This window comes from Desulforhabdus amnigena, from assembly GCF_027925305.1.
GTDB classification, from domain to species: domain Bacteria; phylum Desulfobacterota; class Syntrophobacteria; order Syntrophobacterales; family Syntrophobacteraceae; genus Desulforhabdus; species Desulforhabdus amnigena.
The window spans coordinates 3,116,924-3,138,950 of record NZ_BSDR01000001.1 but is presented as its reverse complement, the minus strand read 5'-3'; the positions used below and the strand labels follow the sequence as shown (position 1 = coordinate 3,138,950).

Below are 22,027 nucleotides of genomic sequence, written 5' to 3'. Positions count from 1 at the left end.
GTATGAAAATGTCGAAGCGCAAGACTTACCATGTGACACCCAATACCGACGGCGGCTGGAAGGTCAAGGAAGAGAAGGCATCAAGAGCATCCAGCAGCCACGATACGAAGGCGGAGGCTGTGGATCGAGCCAAGGAACTTGCGAAAAACCAGGAGCTCGGGCAGGTGGTGATCCACAAGAAGGATATGACGATTCAGACCGAGCACACCTACGGAAAGGACCCATATCCGCCCAAGGGATAAGAATGTGCAATGTGATGGAGGCGGCGCTGAATAATGAAGACACCGAAACATTCCCTGCGGAAGATCGTCAGCTTCTTAAACAATCCTGACGAGGACGGCGGTTTCTGGCTGCCCAATATCCAGCGGCCGTTCGTCTGGAGCGAGGACCAGATCTGCCGTCTCTTCGACTCGATTCTGAGGGAATACCCCATCAGCACTCTGCTGATATGGAAGACCAAGGCTGAGGTCCGCCACAGAAAGTTCATCGACAACTACCGCAGCAAGCTCCGGTTGAGCGATTTTTACGTCCCCGAAAACGGCAGGAAGAAATGTCTGGTTCTGGACGGTCAGCAGAGACTTCAAAGCCTGTTCATCGGTCTGTGCGGCAGCTACGAAGGGCGGGAGCTTTTCCTCGACATTTTAAGCGGAGAGGTGTCCGCTCCGGACGACGTCAAGTTCAGGTTTGCCTTTCTCGACGCAGGCAAAGCCGGCTTTCCGTGGATCAGATTCAAAGACCTGGTCTTCAATACCGCCGATCCGCTTACCGCCGCGGAGGACCTGATCGCCAAAGCGGGCCGCGGACTCTCCCCTGATGAACGTCGCAAAATCAGCCGCCACGTCGGCATCGTATTCAAGACTTTTCATTCCGACGACGGGATTTCATACCAGGAGCTCGACAGCACCGAAAACGCCGAACTCTACACCGAAGACGACGTTGTGGAGGTCTTTATACGGGCTAATTCCGGCGGCACGCGGTTGGGCAAATCCGATCTGCTTTTTTCCTTGCTGAGCTCAAGCTGGGACCGCGCCGACGAACAGATGGAAGACCTCCTGTCGGACCTCAACCGCCACGGCTTCGCATTCACTCGTGATTTCGTTTTGAAATCATGCCTTACGCTGTTGAACCAAGGCGCACGCTATGAGGTCTCGAAGTTCCGCAAACCGGGCGTGCGGGAGGAAATCGAAACCAGGTGGCAGGACATCACGAAAGCGCTGAAAGACGTTCTGGACTTCGTCCGCGGGAAAACCTTCATCCGATGTGACAAAGCCTTGCCGTCCTATCTTGTCCTGATTCCGTTGGTCTATTCCCGCTATCATTTTCCGGATAACTGGAAGGCCGCGCAGGGGATAGACAGTTACCTGCTGCGTGCTCTAATCAGCGGCGCATTCAGCGGAACCCCGGACCAACTCATCGACGACTGCGTCGGAAAGATCAGGGAGCGGAACGGCTTCGATCTCAATCATCTGTTCGACGCCATCCGTTCGAAAGGACGAAGTCTCGAACTTACCGAGGATCGCTTCTGGCAGATGGGTTACGGTTCCGACTCGATCCATCTGCTTTTCAATCTGTGGTACCGTGAGTTCAATTACACACCTGCTTACGACAACAGCCTTCCGCAAGTCGACCACATCTTTCCGCAGAGCGCCCTGAGAAAGATCAAAGCCGCCAGCCCGGAAACGGGTCGGCTCAGCATCGTGAAATACAAACAGGATTCGCGCGACCAGTTGGCCAACTGCATGTTGTTGACCCAGGCGGAAAACGGTGCGGGCGGTAAATCCGATACCCTGCCCGAAGTCTGGTTCGCCGACAAGCCGGAAAGCTACCTCGACATGCACTTGGTACCGAAGGATAAGGACCTCTGGAAGATCGACCGCTTCGAAGACTTCATTGAAGAGCGCAAGAAGTTGATTAGAGATAAATTCTCGTATCTTCTTGCGCAGAAGACTCAGGATAATCGGATTGCACAAACGGGCAATGATGGACCCGCGCCATCTATTCATCGATGAACGCCACACCGGCATGTGCGTTTATTGCGGCACCCATCCGGATACGCGCGACCACGTTCCTTCGAAGGTCCTGTTGGATGAACCCTATCCGCCGGAGTTGCCGGTCGTCGGTGCCTGCAAAAAGTGCAACTCTTCGTTCTCGCTGGATGAGCAATATCTGGCTTGCTTCTTGGATTGTGTCATCCACGGCGGCGCAGAGGCCTCTGATCTTCATCGTCCCAACGTCAAGCGCATTCTGGAAGGAAATCCGGCGTTGCAATTGAGGATAGAGGGGGCTTGGAAAAAAGATGAGGCGGACGACTTGATATGGGAACCGGAGGCTGGTCGGGTTCGGAACGTGATCCTGAAACTCGCAAGAGGGCACGCCGCATATGAGTTGTACCCGAAACTGGAGAAACCGAGCATAGTCGGTTTTGCGCCCCTACAGATATTGAGCGATGACCAAAGATCGGCGTTCGAGCAGGTCGCCGGCGATGACGAGACCGACTTGTGGCCGGAAATCGGCAGCCGGGCGTTCCTGAGGGCGTTCGGGAAATCTCCGGACCGACTCCCGCTCTCAGGTGGTTGGGTCGTGGTTCAACCGGGGCGTTACCGATATTCAGTGTCCGAAACAGGCGGGGTGATTGTACGAATGGTCCTGAGCGAATACCTGGCCTGCGAGGTTGTATGGGAACTTTGAACGGTCCTTTGGAAAGGAGGTGATCTTTGCGACAGGTTTGCGACACAACTTGCGACAAGATCACGACTCGACTTGCGACATTCGCGTCGTGTAGAGTAATTGGGAAATCGACATTGACGCCGCTTCTGCCTCGCCGGGAACGGCCTGATCTTTGATAATCCGTTGATATTGAAGGTTTTCGGTTAACTGCGAGAGAAAGAGAACGGTTATGAAGAGGGTTGCACACGGGGAGCCAGAAATCAAGAAGGCCGTTTTCCGATAGGGAAACGGCCTTTTGCCGTTTGTAGACAGTGTTCGTAACTGCGAGTAAATCAAAGGGTTTTCGGTAATTGGGGATGAGCTTCCCGTCCTTCCAGATGGAGTTCGAAAGTACAAAATTGAGAAGAGGGCGTTTTTCGTGCGGATTTTGTTTTTCGTAAAAAATAACGGCGCCAAGGTCGCTTCTGGCCAGTCTCACCTCATCCCATCGTGTAGGCATACAACCACAAAATCCGTGATGCTATTTGGATCAAGGCGGCCGGTGCCCCCATCATCGTTCAGCCATGCGTTCATGGTCCAGTTCCCTGGTGTCTGGTTAAACGTCTTCTCTGCGCGTAACAGGCTGCTCCAAGGCGCCAGGTTCTGTTGACATTTGGGTTCTCATCGAAGGATGCCAACAAAACTCGAAAACGATACGTGGTTAAAGATCTGATGGCCTTTCGCAATCCACTACTCCTCTCTCCAAGTGCTTATTATGATGATGGAAATTCTTCAACTCCAGCAAAAAGCCTTGTGAAAAACGAATTCGAATCCGGAAATTCACACGCTCCGCAGTCAGGATTTCCTCCTTGTAGTGCTTCACGTAGATTCCTTGCTGGTGATGTTTCTGATCGTTTCCTTCATATCAACACAATTTTCATTTCACCCGTTGAATCTAAAGTCAGTCCGAACAGCGTCCGATATCGATGTATTTTGTGAAACTGCCGTTACAAAGGCGACTCGATTCGAACAAACACAAAATCCGCCTATAGAATTCCAGCCGCTTCCTTTGCTGATTAAAAAATTATTGCTTTGTAAGACATTGCGTTAAAGCGCCCTGTGGTCTAAAAGATTGAATGGATTCAGTTCTCATCCGGCCATTTTCCGGTCTTTATGAGTGTGAACAAGAAAGCAGCCAAAGGATTCGACCATGCGGACCATTATTGAAGCCTGGCAGCCTCGTAGAGACATTCTGCAGGGAACATTCAATCCTGAAATATTTACAATGCGAATTAAGGGTTGAGGCTCAGCAGCAGAAAACTTGCCGCAAGCCTTCCAAAAACATGAACCAAGAGCCCCTTGAAGGAGCGGACTTTCGAAGCGATCTCGATACCCGTTTTCTCCCCAATCCAGGAGAAGAGTGACTCAAGAGGTTGCCTGATTGCACTGACCGCCTTAGAGAAGGCCCTCTGAGCAAGGGGTAGAATCTCTTGCCCCTTTTTCTTCTTAAAAGGAGCATAGATGTGAACCATTTGAGGGCAAAGTTGCTCGGAAAGCTGTGAATCGATATAGGCTTTGTCTACGAACAGATCGATGTCGTGTAACTCTGAGGCGATGCCTTCCAGAACGTTTAGATCGAACTCTGATGCCGGAGTGACCAGAGCTCGGTCAGGCTGTGGCAGGGTGCCGGGAGATCTGAGCCCAAGAACATGCACCTTCACTCCATAGTAGTACATCTTCTTGGAGGAGCAGTAGCCCTTATTGGCAAAAAAGGATGCCACTCGCGCCTTGCCGCTCCTCTTCTCAGAAGCCATAATAACGGGAAAGGAGTCCAGCATGCCTATCTCTCTGAGGATGTTTGCCTGAGGCAAGTTCTCTTTAGCCGCCTCACAGAGCACAGGGAAAGCAGAGCTTATCCTGTTGAGCCTCTGGATGTATCCCCCATAGCATGGCAGGTGGGGAAACCACGATGAGAAGTGATCGCAGATGTAGTCATAGATCTCCTTTACATTTCTCCTTTTCTGGATGATGCCAAAAAGGTAGATCGTCATCACTTCCTCATCCGTAAACTCAGGGTCCATGTTATTGCTGAACCTCTGGACATGCTGCCAAAGGCCAGACTTGAACTGTTCGCAAACGAAGAGGTAAATTTCAATTAGCATTGTATCGGGCATCTTTCTTCCTCACTTCTGTCTATGTACTCAAAATCGTGTCCAGCAATAACGATTGATTTTTCTTCGCACAGTAAATCGGGATAAAATCAAAAAACGAGAGGGCTTCCTCTCAAGAGAGAAAATAATTTCTTCACGCTCAACTGGAGTTCCCGTTGGGTGAAGGAGGCCGCATTGAAAAACAATCTCATTTTTGATTTCCGAACCATGAATCCTACCACGGACAGCGCTGAGCAGGAGCAGGAAGCTCTGATCGGAATTCTCATCAAGACGGTGGAGCATTTCTTCGGTGGTTTCCAGAAGATTTTTGGAGGCGCATCCGATCCGAGAGACCAGAGGAAGATCAACTACCCTCTTGCATCTCTTTGCTTTGCAGGAGTTCTCATGTTCTTGCTGAGACTCGGAGCCAGAAGACAGGTCACATACCAACTCCGAAAGAATGAGCCCTCCAGGGAAAAGTTCGAGATCCTTTTCGGTGTCGACTCCTTTCCCCATGGTGATACCCTTAATGATCTCTACCTCAGGCTCTCTCCGCAAGAGGCTCAAGAGGCCGTTACCGGGATGGCCGAAACCCTCATCAGAAAGAAGGTGCTCTCTCGCTGGAGACTTCGGGGCATCTACTATGTTGTGGCTGTCGATGGGACGGGGACCATTTCCTTCGACAAGAGACATTGCCCGTACTGTCTCACCCGGACTCACGGAACCAAGACGATCTACTACCACGAGGTGCTCGAGGCAAAGCTCGTGACCCCAAACGGATTCGCCTTCTCCCTTATGACGGAATTCATCGAGAACCCCGGGGAGAATCCCGGCAAACAGGACTGTGAGCTCAAGGCTTTCTACCGGCTTGCACAAAGGCTCAAAGAAAGATTCCCCCGGCTTCCCCTGTGCATCAGCCTCGATAGCCTCTTTGCCGGCGGCCCCACCTTTGACCTGTGCAACCGATACGGCTGGAAGTTCTTGATCGTTCACAAGGATAACCTCCCCTCCGTTGAGCAACAGTTCGAGGCCCTCCAGAGATTCCATCCTGAGTGTCACCTCGAGTACCGGACAGGCAAAGAAGCCAGAATTCACCAGCAATACCGGTGGGTAAACAATATTCCCTATATCGATACTGAAAACAGAGAGCACTCCCTTTGCGTTCTCCGGTGCCTTGAGACCAAACCGGATAAGACAGGGCAGATCAGGACCACTCGATTCCAGTGGGTTACCAATTTCAAAATCAGTCAGGCAAGCGCCATCGAAATAGCCAACGATGGAGGAAGGAGCAGATGGATCATTGAAAACGAGGGCTTCAATGTCCAAAAAAACGGGGGATTTGAACTGGAACATGTTTACAGCAACAATGATGTCGCCTGCAAGATCTTCTACCTTCTCTTGCAGATCGCCTGCACTCTTTTTCAGCTCATCCAAAGAGGCAGTCTCTTTCGGAGAGCTTTCCCCACGGGAGTGGGATCGGCCAAAAACATCGCGTTCAGACTTCTCGAAGCTTGGCGCAACCTCAGGCTCGCTCGGGACTTCCTCGATAGAGTCCGGGCACAGCCATTCCAAATACGATTTGACACTTCCTGAAGGATGTCCATGTTCCAGGCTCTGATCCCCCATACATCTATAAATCTTTATAAACAGCACCAGAATGAGTGCACATGGGATAGCTGTATCTTCAACCTGGGATCAACTGCATTGAACGCCATGGGAGCACTTTTGAGCTGTGGTTAGATCTACTGGATCTTCACTGCTGAATCGTGTCTCTCTTGAGTCATAACAGGGTGGGAAAGATCCTCAACCCTTAATTCGCATTTACAGCCAGTTTGAGCCAGGTCATGGACTGCTACCGGGGCCGTTCGTCGATCTCACACGACCTTTATACGGACGGCGAGCAGTTCTTCAGCCAGGGGACCTACCCGACGGAGGGGCTTCGACTCGTCCTCACAGATGTCTTCGGCCGTATTGCCGGCCGGGGATCCCCGGCGATTCACCGCCTCGAAACGGCGTTCGGCGGGGGGAAGACGCATATTTTGATCGCCCTGGCCCATCTCGGGTTTCGCGGCAACGAACTGGCCTCCGTGGCTGACGGAATCCTGGACCCGGCTCTGTTGCCCGCTCCCGGCGAGGTCAGTGTGGTGGGGGTGGCCGGTGACGAAATCCCGGTGCACAAGCCTCGAGGGACGCGCCTGGTGCCGTATACCCTGTGGGGTGAGATTGCCTACCAGATCGGAGGAGAAAGTCTCTACCGGAGCGTCGAACAGGAAGCCGCTTCCTATGCCGCACCCTCCATGGAGATGCTCTCAGCCACAGCGCGAAAAACCGTCTCGGGTGGAACCGGAACTTTCCACATCGAGCATGATGTCTCCGCTCCGGAGCATGTGGCGGACAACAAGAACCAGCCGGTCCTGGCCATGATCACCCTGGATGCGCGGGAAATCGACCCGGAAACGTTCATTACCACCGTCGGCCCCAATCGGCCATGCATCCGGCAGAATCATGTTTTTCTCCCGGTTCCCAATACCGTGCATGTGAAAGGCGAAATCTGGAACGAAGAGAGGGTGCGCAGGGCGGTTGAAACGCTCAACCGCCTGCAGGACCTGGCTCGTTGGGTCATCGCCATGCGCAGGCTCAAGGAAAAGCCCGAAGACTACGGAGTCCACCCCTCCAAGCTGAACGATGCCGATTTTCTGGCCCGGCAGAAAGAACGGGAGCTCGCCCTTCAAACGGCCCTGGCTCAAACCTATGACGGCGTCTGGTACCCATCCGCTTCCGGGCAGATCGTTTACAAGGACATCAAGACCAGCGGGGGAGAGGGGGGCTTTTCCATTCTGGAGGAGCTCCGGCGCGTCCTTCTCTCCGAAGGGGAACTGATCAGCGCGGAGAGAGTCCAAACCCGGGAGATGCTCCAGGCCCTCTCGGCGCTCTTTTTCGAGTCGAGCCAGACCCCCACCGTCGCATCCAGGCGAAGCCGGGGAGCCGCCGCCGATGAGTCAGGGTATCACGCTCCGCTCGTTCGTTCGGGCTCCAAGCTGAGGATCGCCAGGCCGGAAGAGCGGAACGAAAAGCGGCTGCGGCAGCCTCAGACGGATTGGGACCTCCTGCAGGGGCTCATCCAGGAGCACCGCAGGGGAGGGGCTCCGGTGGCTCACAGGTACCTGGAGCAACATGGCGGGGGCAATCCGCAAAGGGTGATCAATCTCCTGGAGGTCTGGGCCGCCGAGGTCCCCGAGGAAAAACTCAGGAAAGAAGCGGAAACCATCCGGTATGATCTGGCTTCGAGGCAGGGATATCGTCGGTGAGCTCCCTCGAATCCGAACACCCGTGCTTCAAGGATTTTCCCTGGCGCATCAGCTATCGCTCCTTTTCCATAAAGAGCGATGGCTCCCCGGTGGATATCCTGCACGATTTTTACATCCCGGCGCTGCAGCGGGCCGTGGGCTACGATCGTGTGGCGGGCTATTTCCGCTCCACGTCGCTTGCCGCTGCGTCCCAGGGATTTTCTGCCTTTGTGGGAAGAGAAGGGAAGGCCCGGTTCATTGTGGGCGCCGATTTGGACCTCAAGGATGTCCGGGCGATTTTGCAGGGCTCCCAAGAGAGGCTCGCTGGAAATCTCGCAAAGGAGCTTGCCGGGCCGGACGATTGGCCCAAAAGCGTTGCGAACGGGGTAAGGCTCCTTGCCTGGATGGTCGCGCGAGGGTTCCTCGAAATCAAGGTCGCCTTCCGGATGCACTGCCGGACGGGTGAGCCCCTGGCTTTCGAATCCATCGAGGACGGCTATGTTCACATGAAATGGGCCATTTTCAGGGATGCTTCCGGTCGGAGGATTTACACATCGGGCTCCCTCAACGAGTCCCATACGGCGCTCGTTCTCAATGCGGAAAATATTGACGTCCATTGCGACTGGTGCGGCGAAACGGAAAAACTGAGGGCGGATGAGGCGGAGCGGGATTTTGAGGACCTGTGGAATGACCGGAATCGGGCGTTCAAGGTCCTGGATTTGCCGGAAGCCGTGAGGCGGCGACTGATCTCCCTTGCCGGGGACCTGAAGATGCCTCCTGTTGAAGTGGACGGGAGCAGGGCCGCGCCGCTCAAGGTGCATCCTCCCTCTCCCCTGGAGCTCCTGCGGTTTGCCCTGCTCAGGGACGCGCCCCGGCTGCCCGGCGGGAAATACGTGGGCATGGAAACGGCACCCGTTTCTCCCTGGCCCCATCAGGCCGTTGTGGCGCGCCGCATCATCGATTCATGGCCCGCGGGGCACCTGCTCTGCGATGAAGTGGGGCTTGGAAAAACCATCGAAGCGGGGCTTGCCGTCCGTTCCCTCTATCTTGCCGGGCTGGCAAAACGCGTGCTCATTGTGGCTCCGGCAAGCCTCACGCAGCAGTGGCTCAGGGAAATGGAGTCGAAGTTTTATCTGCCCTTTGCCCGGGCCCTGGGAGGCAAAACGCCGAGGCACGAATACCTTCTCCCCTACGAGCAGGAGAAGTCCGCGGATTCCCTGTATGCTCCGCTGCTGACCATCCTTTCGAGCAGTCTCTTGGTGAGGGAGGAACGGCTGGCAGATTTGAGGGCGGCCCGGGATTTCGACTTCGTTCTGGTGGATGAAGCGCATTACGCGCGCCGCAAGAATACCACCGAGGGCAACCGCGCCCATCCTCGGTACGGACATCTTTACCTGACGCTGCAGAACGAACTGCGGAAGAAAGCCCGGAGCCTGGCTTTGCTCACGGCAACGCCCATGCAGCTGGATCCCGTCGAGGTGAGCGACCTTTTGCGATTGACGCGGCGCGCGGGAGTATTTCAATTCGATCCGAGCCTGACCCTGGCGTTTTACGAGGTACTGGGAAACCTGGTGAGCGGGGCCGCCGTTTCGGAAAAGGAATGGGAATTCCTGCGGAAAGCGATACTTTCTCTCAAAACCCTTGATCCCGAGCATTGGAAATTCATCGAGCGCGCGGTCATCGATGCGCGCATCAGGATCAGCGTGAAGAAATGGCTGGATTATGGGCAAGCGCCGTGCGGCGGCGACCGGCAAAGAATGCTCCGGCTGATCTTTTCGTGTGCTCCCCTCTCGCGGGTCATGCTGCGCCACACTCGAACCCTCCTGGAAGTGTATCGGGAAAAGGGGCAACTGAGCGGGACCCTGGCCTCCCGTGTCGTTCTTCCCCTGGCAGCCGTTTATTTCACGGAACAGGAGCGTGAGGTTTACGAACGGCTCGAAGACTACTGCCGGGAACTGGCAGGCCGCATGGCGGGGAAGAGAGACGCGCGGGGCAGGAGCGCCATAGGCTTTTATCTGAGCTTTCTGCGACTGAGATTCGCCTCCAGCCTCTTTGCCATCCGGGAGACGGTCCGCCGCAGGCTGGAAAGGATCGAGGCTACTCTGAACGCTTTCGAGGGCAGAGAGGCTGAAGAGACCTGCCTGCTGGATATGGAAGACCTCCTGGAAGATGGGGATGACGACTCAAAAGCGGTCGATACGCTCCTCAAAGGGCGCAGTCCCCAAGACCTCCAGTGGGAAAAGGATCATCTCGGGGGGATGCTGCGAAATCTTAGGGACCTGACGGGGACCTCCTCCAAAATGGCCGAGCTCCTTCGGATCCTGGATGCACGGCGGGTGAAGGGGACCGACCGCATACGCCAGACCGTCATCTTCACGCGCTTTTTCGATACGCTGACGGACATAGTGCAAAGACTGCAGCGTGCCGGCCCGAGGATGCTCATCGGGACCTATTCGGGGCAGGGAGGGCAGTATGTCCGTCCGAAGGATTTGAAATGGGTCGGCGTCGAGCGGGAGATCATCAAGCACCGGTTTTTGCGCGGAGAAATCGATGTGCTCGTGTGCACCGATGCCGCGGCGGAAGGGCTCAACCTGCAGAGTGCGGACTTCCTGGTGAACTTCGACCTGCCGTGGAATCCCATGAAGGTGGAGCAGCGCATCGGGCGCATCGACCGCATCGGTCAGAAGAATCCCGTCATTTTTGTGGCGAATCTTTGCTACGTGGGGTCCGCCGAAGAAGTGGTGTACGGCAGACTGTGGCAGCGCCTCATCGAGGCGGGCGCCATCGTGGGGACGCAGCAGATTTCTCTTCTGCCCGTTACAAGAGACGAATTTCAGGAGCTGGCTGAAAATCCGTCCTTTGCCGAGAAGTTGGAGAAGCTGGCGAAGGAAAGGGCTCTCTTGTTCCGGAAGCGGACCGCTTCAAGAGAGATCCCCCCACAAGACCTGCATGAAATTTATACCCGGATGATCGGGAGTGACGCATCACGCAAAGCTCCCGCGACGCTCGAGGACATCTGGCAGGTGCTCTCACGGTCGCATTACCTGCAGGGTCTTGGCTGTACCGTGGAGGGAGGACCTGAAAAAAAGATTCTGAAGCTTTCCAACATCCCTGGCGTGCCCGAAAATACTTTTGTGACGACTTCCCGGGAGACTTTCGAGAAGGATGCCGCCGAATTCAAGGGGAGCCTTCACTTCTGCACCTATGGGGACCCTGTTTTTGAAGCGCTCCTGGATCATTTGACAAGCTATGACTTGCCGCCATGCCTCAAGAGACTTCAATGTGAAATTCCCGAGCTTTCTTTCGAGGGGGCCGGCTATGCGGCGGCCACGCTCGATGAAGAGGGGAAGACAATTTGCCGCTTGGTCACTTCCTGCTCTGAGTCCGGGGATATATCTATAAAGGAAGACGGGGTAATCACTGAGGCGGATACCGCCGCGTCCCTTCAAAGCTTGCGGAAACTCACGGAGGAGGACCTCAAGGTTCATATTTCCATGCCCCAAATCGAAAAGGAAAACGAACGCGCCGCCCGTTCGCAGATCGTCTTGAACTATTTGATCATCCGAGGCTTGATGATGGATCGCAAAATGCTCGGGAAAGGACAGACCCTCTTCTGGCGGGAGATCGAAAGCATCGAAGAGGATTACAAGGACCGGGAATCCTTGAGAATCCGGCATATCCCCTCAGGCGTTGCGAGAAAGCTCTCCGGACTCTTGTTGGATGTGAGCATCACGCACGCTGGAGAGGACACGTACATCGACACACCAAAAGTATTCCTGAAAGCCGCCATAGAAGCGGCATGCCGCGAAGCCGACGCCATGCGGGCCAAAAAATCCGAACTCCTGACCGACGAGGTCCTCAGCCGCCTTGAGAGGATGATAAAGGTGGCAAGGACTTGAGGACGGTTCATCTCCTTGCAATACATTTTGGCCCATCTCGAGATGGGGTATTCGAAAGATAGAACCATCAGTAAACTTCTTGGTGTGTTCCGATGGATTCCAGGAGAATGGTTTCTGATCCTTCGTATTGGGTAAATTCAAAAATGATTCTGAGATCATATCCCGCACTGCATGCCCATGATCCTTCCAGCTTTCCCTTCAATTTATGGGTTCTTAACAGGGGGTGGAAAGCATCTTCAGCCAGGAGTTCCAGTGCCAGATATCTTCGGTGAGTTGAGGGTTCTTAGAGCCTATCCAAAAACCTACCTCGGCAGCGGACACCCCCCTTTAATTCCCCCCTCGAGGGGGGAATTAAAGGGGGGTGTCGCAAAGTCCACAGGTGGTTTCTGGATAGGTTCTTATTCACGATCCGGCGTGCTGCCCGAATGAAAGCATTGGACCGGAGCAAGAGACGCTTCATGATAATATTTCCGTCATGATCTCATCGGTGGTGACCGGCCTACAACGACCTTTGCGCAACTCATCTCGAGCGCTCCGCACATCTCGAGCCAGCAGGTTCCGACGACGCTCGGCAATGCGACGAGACAAAACATCTATCAACTCTTCCTGTTCTTCCAGGGTGAGCTTATCAGCATCTTCCAAAATCTCCCCAAAAGGCTTGCCGTTTCCCACTCTTATAACTCCATGATTTGTGTGGGGTGAGGGATATCTTCATCTTTTGAAATATCCTCCACCTTTCATGCTGTTCGATTTGTCGCTGTGAACGGTGTAAACGCTCTCCTGATGAATTCCAGGCAAATGACGTACCATCTCACTTCTTATCTTAGCTTCGAAGAAATGACATGATAATGAAAAGGGTGCGATCCAAAGTGATTGGATTCAATCTGCATGTTGGAATTGGGAGTCCCAATATGCATCCCGGCACGTAGGTCGCGTTGAGTTTCGAAACGCGACATGTCATTATTGTTTGTTGCGTTTCATTTCATTCAAGGACGGCGTTCTTATTCCTGAAAGAAGTCTCGGAGCGGATAAGGAAGGCAAGAAGTTCAAGATCATCCTTGTGGAGGAGGAACGATCCAGTGCTAGGCGGGAGCGCTTCTTCCGGTGAACGCGCATTCGTTCAATTTGCCTGAAGACTACCGCTTCGACCAAGGAAATCATAGTTGAAACCGTGGGGACATTTTCTGTGTCTCGCGCAGCCCACGCTCAACCCCTGATGGGATAAAGCGGCCTGGAATGCTTGACGAGGTTTGATGTTCCGGCATATGGACTTGAGGAGATTGAAGAAGCCGGTGTCTGTCGTCGCATCACTCTTGCCGGATGGCTTCGTTCAGAGCATCCAGCAGTTCCGGCAGGTTCAGTGCATATCTATCCGCCACATCCTGCAATGAATCGAACAAGGCCTTGCAGCAGATACATTCTCCGGCATACGTGTCATAATTTTTGAATACCGCCTCGGTTTCGCGATAACGGCTGACAATATCCAGCACCGTCATTTCGGGTGTGATGGGGTTGGGGATATCCTGGGGAGGCGTTTTCATGCGTGAATCAACTCCCTCAGGGCCCGGGGAATATGGTCGATGATTTCCGAGACCTGGGTGGCGGGTGTAGGCTTTGCGTAGTGTCCGGCCAGCCGGTTGATTCCGGCAGCCATCTGTGCGGCGTCCTGCAGCGGCATGCCCGAATCTATCAGGGCGGCTGCAATCCCGGTGAGGGTATCTCCGGTGCCGCCGATGGGCTCAAGGGTGGCCACACTGGGCGAATCGATGATTGCCCGGATTCCTTCACGGTCGGCGACATAATCGCGGTTGCCTTTGACCAGGAGGCAGCGTGCGGCGTTTTGGAACCGGTAGGCTCTGGCGATCATCTCCGGTACCCGCTCCTCCATATGGAGAATGAAGCCACGGGTATAGAAGGGGTGGGGCGCCTTTTCGTCGGCCAGAAAGGAAAGCTCCCCGATATCGGGGGTGAAGAGGTCGTAGGCCTCGGCCTCCCCGCTCATTTTAGCGGCGTACATGAAACCCGCGTCGGCGATGAGAATGGGTGTTCGGGCCATCTCCTGGAGGGCGAAAAGGACCCGGTTGTGCCAGTCCACATCGGGTTGGAGGTAATGAAAAACGATGACATCGCACTCCATCTGCTCCGTGTTTTCGCATAGAAAACGGTACAGACGGCGGCTGCCGTCTCCCAGGCCGATGTCTCCGACAAGACAGGCCGAAGGCGGCGGTTGACCCAATGTGCGGGAGACCTGGAGCGCAGCCGCCAGAAGAGCCGGTGTACCACGGTTGACCGGAAACGATCGATCCGTAACAGTGATCTGCCCCTCTGAGGTACCCACCTCTCCAACCAGGATCGGAATGCCCGGATCAGGCACGGTCCCTACGACGACGAGCATTGTTTTACGATCTCTTCGTACGCCAGCTGCAGGGCGTAGCCGCAGAGGGTATGGCCGATATCCCGGGGTTTGGGAGCGTCCGCCAAGGGTTTGCCGACCATCATGGCAGCCAGATAGGGCACATCCGGGCAACCGCCTCCCGAGATATTGACGATGGTGAGTGAAGCCTTTTCAATGCTGATCTTCATGTTTGCAGCACGCACCATCAAATAGGCGCCGTAATCGGTGGTCTGGAAGATGTCCACCGGTTGCAGCAACGGCCCGGTCACCGGGACTGTTTCCAGAGGGGGAATACCGGCTGATTCAAGCATGCGTTTGATATTGAGCTTCTCCATCAGGGGAAACTCGATGACAAGGTCGCAGCCGCGCTGAATTTCGGCCGGCGGGCCCATGACCCGAACCTGCCAGCCTGCCGATTTGAGGAGCTTTTCAGCCTGGATCACTTCGCTGGTGTTCTCAAAAATAAGGATCCCGCGATCTGCCTGCTGTCGATCTGCCTCGGCCGCAACCAGCGGTGCGGGTTTCGATTTTTTCTTGAAGCGTGAAAAGAGCGCCACCGTTATTCCTTTTTGAGGGTCAGCTTGTAGCCCTCACCGTCGGGCTGAATGCCCGTAACGCTCCAGCCCTTGCTGTTGGCGGCCCGGGTGACGTTTTCCTTCGAGGTATCGGTGTCCACCAGAACGATGATTTCCGTATCCGATCCGGATTTGATTGCATCCAGGGTCATCAGCACCGGTTGCGGACATGAAAGCCCTCTGGCATCAACTGTAAGTGCCATTTTACCGCTCCTTATTTCGCTGTTTTGCGCATCGTAAAGCCAATGAAAAGGCATACGGCCAGGCCCACTATCACCGCAGCGATGCCATGCGGTCCAACGCCCGAGGGCGAGCTGGCCAGTCCGAAATTATGCGCGAAAGCGGCGCCAACGATCATGCCGAAAACAAACACGGCCGAATCGCCGTCGCCTTCTCCCGCCAGAAAGAGCTGGCGGCCCGGGCATCCGCCGGCAAGAGCGAAGGCGAGTCCAGCAAGCGCCATGCCCGCGAAGTTCCATAGCTCTTGGGTGTGGGCCACGGGTTGCCCCTCGAATCCGGGTTTGAATTGACCGACGATCAGGTTGGTGACGAAGGCGAATGTCAGCAGAGCCAAAAAGCCGCTCAACAGATGGGTCTGGCGGAATAAAATGAGGTCACGCAAGGCTCCCATGGTGCAAAAACGGCTGCGTTGGGCCAGAAAACCGATCGCCAGCCCGACCCCCAACGATACGGCCAGCGGAGCGTGCATGGCACCGGGTCCTTTCAGGCTGTAGAAGAGAACCCCGCTTTTGGCCTCTCCCTCAACTTGAGGATAGAGCAGCATCAATACGAGAAATCCCACCATTGTCAGCGGCAGCAGCCAGCCCACCGACGTATAGGTGGCCTGGGTGCGTCCCAGGTTGTATCCGTTTTTCAGAAAGAGTGCCCCGATCCAGATACCGCAGACAAGACCTGCCAGTCCGAATATGGCGTTGCCGTCCCCTCCGGCCAGGCGCAGCACGGCCCGCCAGGGGCAGCCCAGGAAAACCAGCGCACCGATCATGGCAAAGGCGCCGAGAATAAAGCGCACGATAGGGGCGGAACCGGCGCGCGGGCGAAACTCTTTGAAAAGATAGGCAGCAATCAGCGATCCCAAAACGAAGCCAATGATTTCAGGCCTCAGATATTGCACTACCTCCGCACGGTGAAGCCCCAGCGCGCCGGCCATATCGCGTTCGAAACATGCCACGCAGATGCCCATGTTCCCCGGGTTCCCCCATTTTTGGAGCAAGGAAGCGAATACCCCGATGAATGCACCCACGCTGATGATTCCCCACCGGCTGGCAAAAAAGCGCTTGATCGAATCCATTTTTCCTTTTCTCCTGATTTTAAGAGTCTGCCCTGATTCATCTTTGGCTTTTGTGAATAGCATGAAGCTTAGTATGCGGTAAAATTCAAAAAAATGATGAATTGCTTGAGAAATATTGGTTTTGTCGATATCAATGCAAAACGATCTCCTTCGGTATGCTCCTTGTGTCACTCGTCACTCCGGGAGAGCCGCACCGTCTCGCCTACAGTAGTGATAAAGCATCTATATTTGGGTATTATAGTAGCTGAAACGCTACCGCTTTGGCTCCCCTTTTTGCCTTTTCTTGAAGAATATTATTTTATATTTCAATTGGATATCTCTTTATGTGTCCTGGCTTTCATCCTTGGCGCGCCCTTTGCTCTGTTTGCATGGGTTGAAGAAAAGTGATCATCGGATGCGGCAAAAGAGGGCGTTCTTCAATTGGTGGAACGCGGGGGATTATTTGGGGATCGAGAAGGAGATTCGGATGGCGAAAATCGGATTGATGCGTTGCGAAAAAAACGAGGTGCGCTGCCCTTTGACCGGATGTCTCAACAGTCTGAAAAATGTCGAACAGGGGTTCGATCGTTATGAAGATGCTGAACTCGTGGGTGTTTTCACCTGCAGGTGCCCGGGAGAGGACGCTGTCGATCTGGCGAAGATCTTGAAAAGCAAGGGTGCCGAGGTGATCCACTGGTGCACCTGTGCCTTCGCCCGTCGGGAAGATGGAAAATGGGTCCTGGGCGGAGGGTTTTGTGATCATTTGGATGCAATCCTTGAACGTGTCTCCAGAGAGGTGCAAATTCCATGTGTAAAGGGTACGGCCCACCTACCCCAAGGGTATCGGCCTGAAGTGTTTGAGTGAATCTTATTCGAGGTCAAGGTAATGAAAGAAGATTTGGATGCATTTGCGCAGCAGCTCCAACTGAGCATCTTTGAGGAAACCAGGAGAGACTGGGGTGAGAAAGTCTATGAACGATGGAAAAATCCACTTTATATGGGGAAGATGTACGGTGCGGATGGTGAGGCGACTTTGAGGGGGACCTGCGGGGATCAAATGCAGATCTATCTGAAGTTTGACGGAGAAAGGGTTGTCGAGGCGTCCTTTCAAACGGATGGATGCGGTCCCAGTGTGGTGTGCGGTTCCTTTGCGGCCGAAATGGCTCACGGAAAGGTTCCCGAAGAACTTTTCGAAATATCGGGTGAAACCATTCTTTCCGTCCTTGGGGGGCTCCCCGAAGACCATCGACATTGCGCTTTTTTGGCCGCCGAGACCCTGCAGGCAGCAGCAAACGATTATTTGGTCAAGCAAGCCCAAAAGGGCAAAACCTCTACTGCTCGCAGTGGTCCTTGTTGTTCGGCCAAAAAAGAGGATTGAAAAAAAACAGCAGCGTTGGATTTTCCACCGCTGCTGTCCGGTCGATATGGCGTGTCACAAAGTAATCGATTTAAATCATGAAAAAGGCTTCAGAAAACGCTCCTTTTCCAGCGAAATGCTCAAACATGTAGGAATATCCGTTTATCCGCCTAGCTTCGGCAGGAGCCGTCACGTTTTTTGTCTCTTTTTTGATCGCGGTCTGCGGCGAGCTGCAAGCAGGAGCGATCTTTATCTCTGGTGCGAATTCTATCGCGTTTTGCAGCCAGATTCATGGAATCATCCTGAACAGAGATGAAATTTTGGCAGGAGCCGTCACGTTTTTTGTCTCTTTTTTGATCGCGGTCTGCGGCGAGCTGCAAGCAGGAGCGATCTTTATCTCTGGTGCGAGTTCTATCGCGTTTTGCAGCCAGATTCATGGAACCATCCTGAACAGAGATGAAATTTTGGCAGGAGCCGTCACGTTTTTTGTCTCTTTTTTGATCGCGGTCTCCAGCAAATACGGTCCCAACACCAAAAACCAATACCAATAATAAAATCAATCCTGACCATCGAACCTTCCGCATACATTGTCCTCCATTGACAGTTTGTTTTGCTTTTGCCAACACGCCTGTTACTTTCTGGTACAAATCGCATCGGAGAATGGTCACAAAAAAATAAAGATTTTTTTGCATAGGAATCAAAAAATGATCGGATGTTGACCGCCCTTATGGAGGTGGCCGGGGGGACTGTTAGGAAAATCAATAAAATAAATGAATTATAAGGACTGAAACGAAAATGGGGCAAGCGCAATGAGCGGACGCAGGTGAGGAATGACTTGAGCTTATTCTGTTCTTGTCCTATTGTTTGATTCCCATGCAGGAGCTTGGATGGGGTCGGGTTAAACAGTGGCCGTCTGTACTTTCTATCGACCATGCCTCGATGTACGAGAATCGAGCGGATGCGAAGTCGGGGGATGTTGATTGGCCAAATGATGGAGTTCAAAAGCGTTTCGACGAGAGGGGGATGATGAGCAGCAGGAAAAAAGATGCCCGGAGTGAAGAAAAGACTGGAAGAGTCTCGATACGGGATGACGAAAGGGTTGAGCCTTCTTCGGGTCACGTAGCCCGGAGCAAACGGGCAAATGCGGAAGGGGGCGATGCCGCAAAGCGCCTTACCGCTCTGGAAGAGGCGCAGCAACTCATGTATAAAGCCTGGCAAACGACGGACCCGCTCACGAGGGTGGCCCTTGCTCAGAAAGCCTTGGAACTGTCATCGGACTGTGCCGACGCCTACGTTTTGCTCGGCCGGGAGATTTCCACCTCTATTGCGGATGCCATTGCCCTCTACCGCCTGGGCGTGGAAGCAGGCGAGCGGGCCATCGGCAAGGAAGCTTTCGAACGGGATGCAGGGCGCTTCTGGGAGATAGTGGAAACCCGGCCCTATATGAGAGCCCGGCAGGGACTTGCGGAGTTCCTCTGGGGGGCGGGGCATCGTGAAGAAGCGGTGGAGCATTACCAGGATTTGTTGAGGCTCAATCCGACGGACAACCAGGGGATCCGGAATTTGCTGATGCCCTGCCTGATCGAGTTGGGGAGAGACGAGGATGCATACGCTCTCTTCAAGCGGTACGAACTGGATGAGATGGCTGTCTGGAAGTATTCCAGGGTTGTGCTGGAGTTCCGAAAAAACGGCGATTCTCCGTCGGCCGGGGAGTTCCTCGAGAAGGCCCTGGAGCAGAATCCGTTCGTACCGGAATATCTGCTCGGCCGAAAAGCAATGCCCCACAACCTTCCGCAGCACTTCAGCTTCGGTGACCGGAACGAAGCCATAATGTATGTTTATGACAACCATGTCGTATGGAATAAGACTCCGGGAATCCTGAACTGGCTCAAAGCCCGGATGGAGTGATTCTGCTCCATGTGGGACGAAAGAGCTATCTCGTAACCGTTTACCGCCGGTTATACTGCTGCCGCAGAAAGGGAAAAAACATTTTTTTGAACTTTCCTTATTTCCTGCACTCTCTGTGTCCTCTGCGGTGAACAGTTGCACTTTTTCAACGGAGGGCGTGTGCATGCGCCGTTTGTTTGCCGTCGTTGTTCTTATATGGATGCTGGTCAATTCTCTGGGATGCGCGACGGTTCCGGCCCGGAACCCCCTGGCGGAGGCCAAGGTGGTTGAGGCAAACCAGGCTTTGGACCAACTGAATGTGGATGTCGCTCAGTTTTACCTCGATGCCGAGGCGGCCATGCAGCAGGTCAAGCAGCTCCATGAAAAGCCGGGCTGGACCGATATGGCAGAAGTGATTCGGGAGACTCCGGCCATTCGGGCATACGTTGACGGGGGGGAACCGGTGGATTTTGCGTCCCTTCCCGCAGTGGCGCAATGGACTCGGAAGTGGAATTCGCCATGGAAAAGCCTCTTTTCAGAGTATATCGGCCTGGTGGACCGGTGCAGCATCCTGGAAGCGCGCCGCACGGCTCTCTTGGAAAGGCTCTTTGTGGTTCAAGCCAAGTATATCGGAGCGACCACCATGGAACTTTCCAAAGGACGCTACGAGCAGGGAAAATCCATTTATTCCATGGTGGATACGCTCAGCGGGACCGAAGCGGAACTGAATGCGTATCAGCTCAATTCCATTGGGCTTTATGATGTATCAGAGTAGGGTTTCAAAGAGTCTTCGGTCTCCCTGTTCCTCCAGGGTGAGACATTGATCCAATGAGAAGGACAAGACGATGCTCCATAAGATGAAGGCTTTTCTCAAGGAAAAAGATATGTGCGTGCTGGCGACCTGTTTGGGCGGCAAGCCCCATTGTTCCCTCATGGCCTACGTTACGGATGATGCGGGTGAAGTGGTGTACATGACGACGCTCAAGGATACTCAAAAATACATGAATCTTAAGGAAAATCCTCAAGTGAGCCTTTTGATCGACAATCGGGAGAGAATGGATATTTCCCGAGATCGAACCTGTGCTCTGACTGTTTCGGGATCTTATTTCCCTCCGATGGACCCGCAAGAAAAAAAGTCGATCTTGTCGAAGATCTCCCAAAAGCATTCTCATCTGGCTCAACTGGTGAATGATCCGCGAGCGGAAGTGCTCTGTATTCGAATCGAGTCTTTCCTCTTGCTGGAAGGGGCTCTGGATGCGCATTTTGAAAGGGTTTCCTGATCTTCCGACCTCCGATCCGTTTTGAAAACGGAAATCCTCTCATTGCACTCTGTTGACAAATCCTCCCGTGAGATTAACTTCTCTCCTAAAAGTTGGATAAAAATAAATTTCGTTAAACCTGCCCAGTAGATGGGGCGACGAGCCGGGTTTACATTCAATGTAACCCGGCTTTTTTTATTTCAAGGAGGATTCCCATGAGCGCAATTGCAGAGAAACATGCAACCCATTCCTCGCCATACGACCTTTTTGCTCCAGGGGCTTTTTCCCGAATGGACGAGACCGATGACAAATCGTTTTATGCCCGGGACCGGTTTGTGCAGCATCTCGACCGGTTGGCCCTTTCGACCGTGGAAAAACTGGTGGGGGAACTGATCAACGAGGAAAAGCCGGTGATACTGGATCTGATGGCCGGCTGGGATTCGCATATCCCGAACACTCTCAGCCCTTCCAGGGTGGTCGGGCTCGGCCTGAACCGGAACGAACTTACCCAAAACAAAGCTCTTTCGGATTTTGTCATTCATGATCTCAACGAGGAGACCGCCCTGCCTTTTCCCGACAATACCTTCGATGCCGTCATCAATACCGTATCTGTAGATTATATGACCCGGCCTTTTGAAGTTTTCAGCGAAGTGAAACGCATTTTGAAGCCGGGAGGGTTGTTCCTCGTGATCTTTTCAAACCGCATGTTTCCGCAAAAGGCCACCCGGGTCTGGCAGGAATCGAGTGAACAGGAGAGGGTGGTGATGGTGGAACAGTTTTTCAACCTGACGGAAGGATTTGAAAAACCTCGTACCTTCGTTTCAAAAGGCAGGCCCCGTCCCAAAGATGACAAGTATGCGCATCTTGGAATCCCGAGCGATCCCGTTTATGCCGTTTATGCCGACAAGAAAGGAGCTCCCGCCCACAAGAAGCCGCGGCCCGAAGTGCGTGTTTATTCGGAACACGAATGGTCCGACGAGGAACTGAAGCAGCGGATGCAAAATGTAAAGCACACTTTGCTCTGTCCCTATTGCGGAGAAAAAATGAAAAAATGGAGGGTCCCCGTTTCCCCCTTCAGCACCTGGGATATAGAATTCGCTTATATCTGTTTCAACGACGAATGCGGGTATCTCCTGCGTGGCTGGGAATCCATGAGCAGGCAGGGCAATCGGGGATATTCCTATCGAGTGATGTACGATCCCGCCCGGAACTGCTGCATGCCGCTGCCCGTTCCGACCCTTCATGCACTCAAGGAAGGTATTGTCGAGGATGAGGAATAAGAAC

At 53.8% G+C, this 22,027-nt stretch carries 20 protein-coding genes and 1 pseudogene; 12 read left to right on the top strand and 9 right to left on the bottom strand.

The genetic code is table 11. The features are described from left to right. Positions 1 to 8 precede the first annotated feature (8 nt). Genes QMG16_RS13325 through QMG16_RS13315 form a run of 3 tightly spaced genes read left to right on the top strand, consistent with a single transcriptional unit; the run spans position 9 to position 2,688 of the window. Positions 9 to 242 carry a DUF2188 domain-containing protein gene (locus QMG16_RS13325; RefSeq protein ID WP_281794898.1) on the top strand — a complete coding sequence of 78 codons (234 nt, stop codon included), beginning with the start codon at positions 9 to 11 and terminating at the stop codon, positions 240 to 242. A gap of 33 nt (positions 243 to 275) precedes the next feature. Further along, on the top strand, positions 276 to 2,009 hold the full coding sequence (locus QMG16_RS13320; RefSeq protein ID WP_281794895.1) for a GmrSD restriction endonuclease domain-containing protein: 1,734 nt from the start codon (positions 276 to 278) through the stop codon (positions 2,007 to 2,009). Further along, positions 1,963 to 2,688, top strand: coding sequence for a hypothetical protein (locus tag QMG16_RS13315; RefSeq protein WP_281794893.1), 726 nt, complete (start codon positions 1,963 to 1,965; stop codon positions 2,686 to 2,688). The genes QMG16_RS13320 and QMG16_RS13315 overlap by 47 nt, the downstream gene beginning before the upstream one ends. Positions 2,689 to 3,938: 1,250 nt before the next feature. Here the strand turns inward: QMG16_RS13315 and QMG16_RS13310 are convergent. Then, positions 3,939 to 4,820 carry a transposase gene (locus QMG16_RS13310; protein ID WP_281794892.1) on the bottom strand — a complete coding sequence of 294 codons (882 nt, stop codon included), beginning with the start codon at positions 4,818 to 4,820 and terminating at the stop codon, positions 3,939 to 3,941. 171 nt (positions 4,821 to 4,991) lie between these two features. Here QMG16_RS13310 and QMG16_RS13305 point away from each other — a divergent pair, with 171 nt between their 5' ends. From QMG16_RS13305 to QMG16_RS13295, 3 genes and pseudogenes are all read left to right on the top strand, one after another. Continuing rightward, a complete protein-coding gene (locus tag QMG16_RS13305; protein ID WP_281792283.1) occupies positions 4,992 to 6,389 on the top strand; it encodes a hypothetical protein in 1,398 nt (465 codons plus the stop codon). Positions 6,390 to 6,616: 227 nt separating this feature from the next. Next, positions 6,617 to 7,090 (top strand): annotated as a pseudogene (locus QMG16_RS19745) (DUF499 family protein); the annotation flags it as partial. A 1,010-nt stretch (positions 7,091 to 8,100) separates the two neighbouring features. After that, positions 8,101 to 11,982 carry a helicase-related protein gene (locus tag QMG16_RS13295; protein ID WP_281794890.1) on the top strand — a complete coding sequence of 1,294 codons (3,882 nt, stop codon included), beginning with the start codon at positions 8,101 to 8,103 and terminating at the stop codon, positions 11,980 to 11,982. 67 nt (positions 11,983 to 12,049) lie between these two features. Here QMG16_RS13295 and QMG16_RS19645 read toward each other — a convergent pair whose 3' ends face one another. The 7 genes from QMG16_RS19645 to yedE form a co-directional block, all read right to left on the bottom strand. Continuing rightward, positions 12,050 to 12,241, bottom strand: coding sequence for a type II toxin-antitoxin system RelE/ParE family toxin (locus QMG16_RS19645; RefSeq protein WP_373878745.1), 192 nt, complete (start codon positions 12,239 to 12,241; stop codon positions 12,050 to 12,052). A gap of 197 nt (positions 12,242 to 12,438) precedes the next feature. Further along, the gene (locus QMG16_RS13290; protein WP_281794889.1) at positions 12,439 to 12,654 is read right to left on the bottom strand and encodes a hypothetical protein; all 216 of its coding nucleotides are present in this window, start codon (positions 12,652 to 12,654) and stop codon (positions 12,439 to 12,441) included. 635 nt (positions 12,655 to 13,289) lie between these two features. Then, positions 13,290 to 13,523: a hypothetical protein gene (locus QMG16_RS13285; protein ID WP_281794888.1), complete on the bottom strand. Its 234-nt coding sequence runs from the start codon at positions 13,521 to 13,523 to the stop codon at positions 13,290 to 13,292. Then, positions 13,520 to 14,377 (bottom strand): NAD(P)H-hydrate dehydratase, encoded by an 858-nt coding sequence (locus QMG16_RS13280; protein WP_281794886.1) that lies wholly within the window; start codon positions 14,375 to 14,377, stop codon positions 13,520 to 13,522. Before QMG16_RS13280 ends, QMG16_RS13285 begins: the two co-directional genes overlap by 4 nt. Continuing rightward, entirely contained in the window at positions 14,362 to 14,934 is a 573-nt protein-coding gene (locus QMG16_RS13275; protein ID WP_281794884.1) for a putative Se/S carrier protein, read from the bottom strand. Before QMG16_RS13275 ends, QMG16_RS13280 begins: the two co-directional genes overlap by 16 nt. A gap of 2 nt (positions 14,935 to 14,936) precedes the next feature. Continuing rightward, positions 14,937 to 15,155 (bottom strand): sulfurtransferase TusA family protein, encoded by a 219-nt coding sequence (locus QMG16_RS13270; RefSeq protein ID WP_281794882.1) that lies wholly within the window; start codon positions 15,153 to 15,155, stop codon positions 14,937 to 14,939. An 11-nt stretch (positions 15,156 to 15,166) separates the two neighbouring features. Continuing rightward, positions 15,167 to 16,324, bottom strand: a complete 1,158-nt coding sequence (yedE, locus tag QMG16_RS13265; protein ID WP_281794880.1) for a YedE family putative selenium transporter — start codon at positions 16,322 to 16,324, stop codon at positions 15,167 to 15,169. 403 nt (positions 16,325 to 16,727) lie between these two features. On the opposite strand from yedE, the gene QMG16_RS13260 reads away from it, so the two are divergent. Together QMG16_RS13260 and QMG16_RS13255 are read left to right on the top strand one after the other, a co-directional pair. After that, the gene (locus QMG16_RS13260; RefSeq protein ID WP_281794878.1) at positions 16,728 to 17,105 is read left to right on the top strand and encodes a CGGC domain-containing protein; all 378 of its coding nucleotides are present in this window, start codon (positions 16,728 to 16,730) and stop codon (positions 17,103 to 17,105) included. 21 nt (positions 17,106 to 17,126) lie between these two features. Further along, positions 17,127 to 17,618, top strand: coding sequence for an iron-sulfur cluster assembly scaffold protein (locus QMG16_RS13255; protein ID WP_281794876.1), 492 nt, complete (start codon positions 17,127 to 17,129; stop codon positions 17,616 to 17,618). A 149-nt stretch (positions 17,619 to 17,767) separates the two neighbouring features. Here QMG16_RS13255 and QMG16_RS13250 read toward each other — a convergent pair whose 3' ends face one another. Continuing rightward, complete coding sequence (locus tag QMG16_RS13250) at positions 17,768 to 18,289, bottom strand: hypothetical protein (protein ID WP_281794874.1); 522 nt, start codon at positions 18,287 to 18,289, stop codon at positions 17,768 to 17,770. 331 nt (positions 18,290 to 18,620) lie between these two features. On the opposite strand from QMG16_RS13250, the gene QMG16_RS13245 reads away from it, so the two are divergent. The 4 genes from QMG16_RS13245 to QMG16_RS13230 all read left to right on the top strand — a co-directional run bounded on the left by QMG16_RS13245 (position 18,621) and on the right by QMG16_RS13230 (position 22,023). Further along, on the top strand, positions 18,621 to 19,505 hold the full coding sequence (locus tag QMG16_RS13245) for a tetratricopeptide repeat protein (RefSeq protein ID WP_281794873.1): 885 nt from the start codon (positions 18,621 to 18,623) through the stop codon (positions 19,503 to 19,505). Between the two features lie 163 nt (positions 19,506 to 19,668). Continuing rightward, complete coding sequence (locus QMG16_RS13240) at positions 19,669 to 20,259, top strand: hypothetical protein (protein ID WP_281794872.1); 591 nt, start codon at positions 19,669 to 19,671, stop codon at positions 20,257 to 20,259. Between the two features lie 70 nt (positions 20,260 to 20,329). Beyond that, on the top strand, positions 20,330 to 20,764 hold the full coding sequence (locus QMG16_RS13235; protein ID WP_281794870.1) for a pyridoxamine 5'-phosphate oxidase family protein: 435 nt from the start codon (positions 20,330 to 20,332) through the stop codon (positions 20,762 to 20,764). 194 nt (positions 20,765 to 20,958) lie between these two features. Further along, entirely contained in the window at positions 20,959 to 22,023 is a 1,065-nt protein-coding gene (locus QMG16_RS13230; protein WP_281794868.1) for a methyltransferase domain-containing protein, read from the top strand. Positions 22,024 to 22,027: the final 4 nt, after the last annotated feature.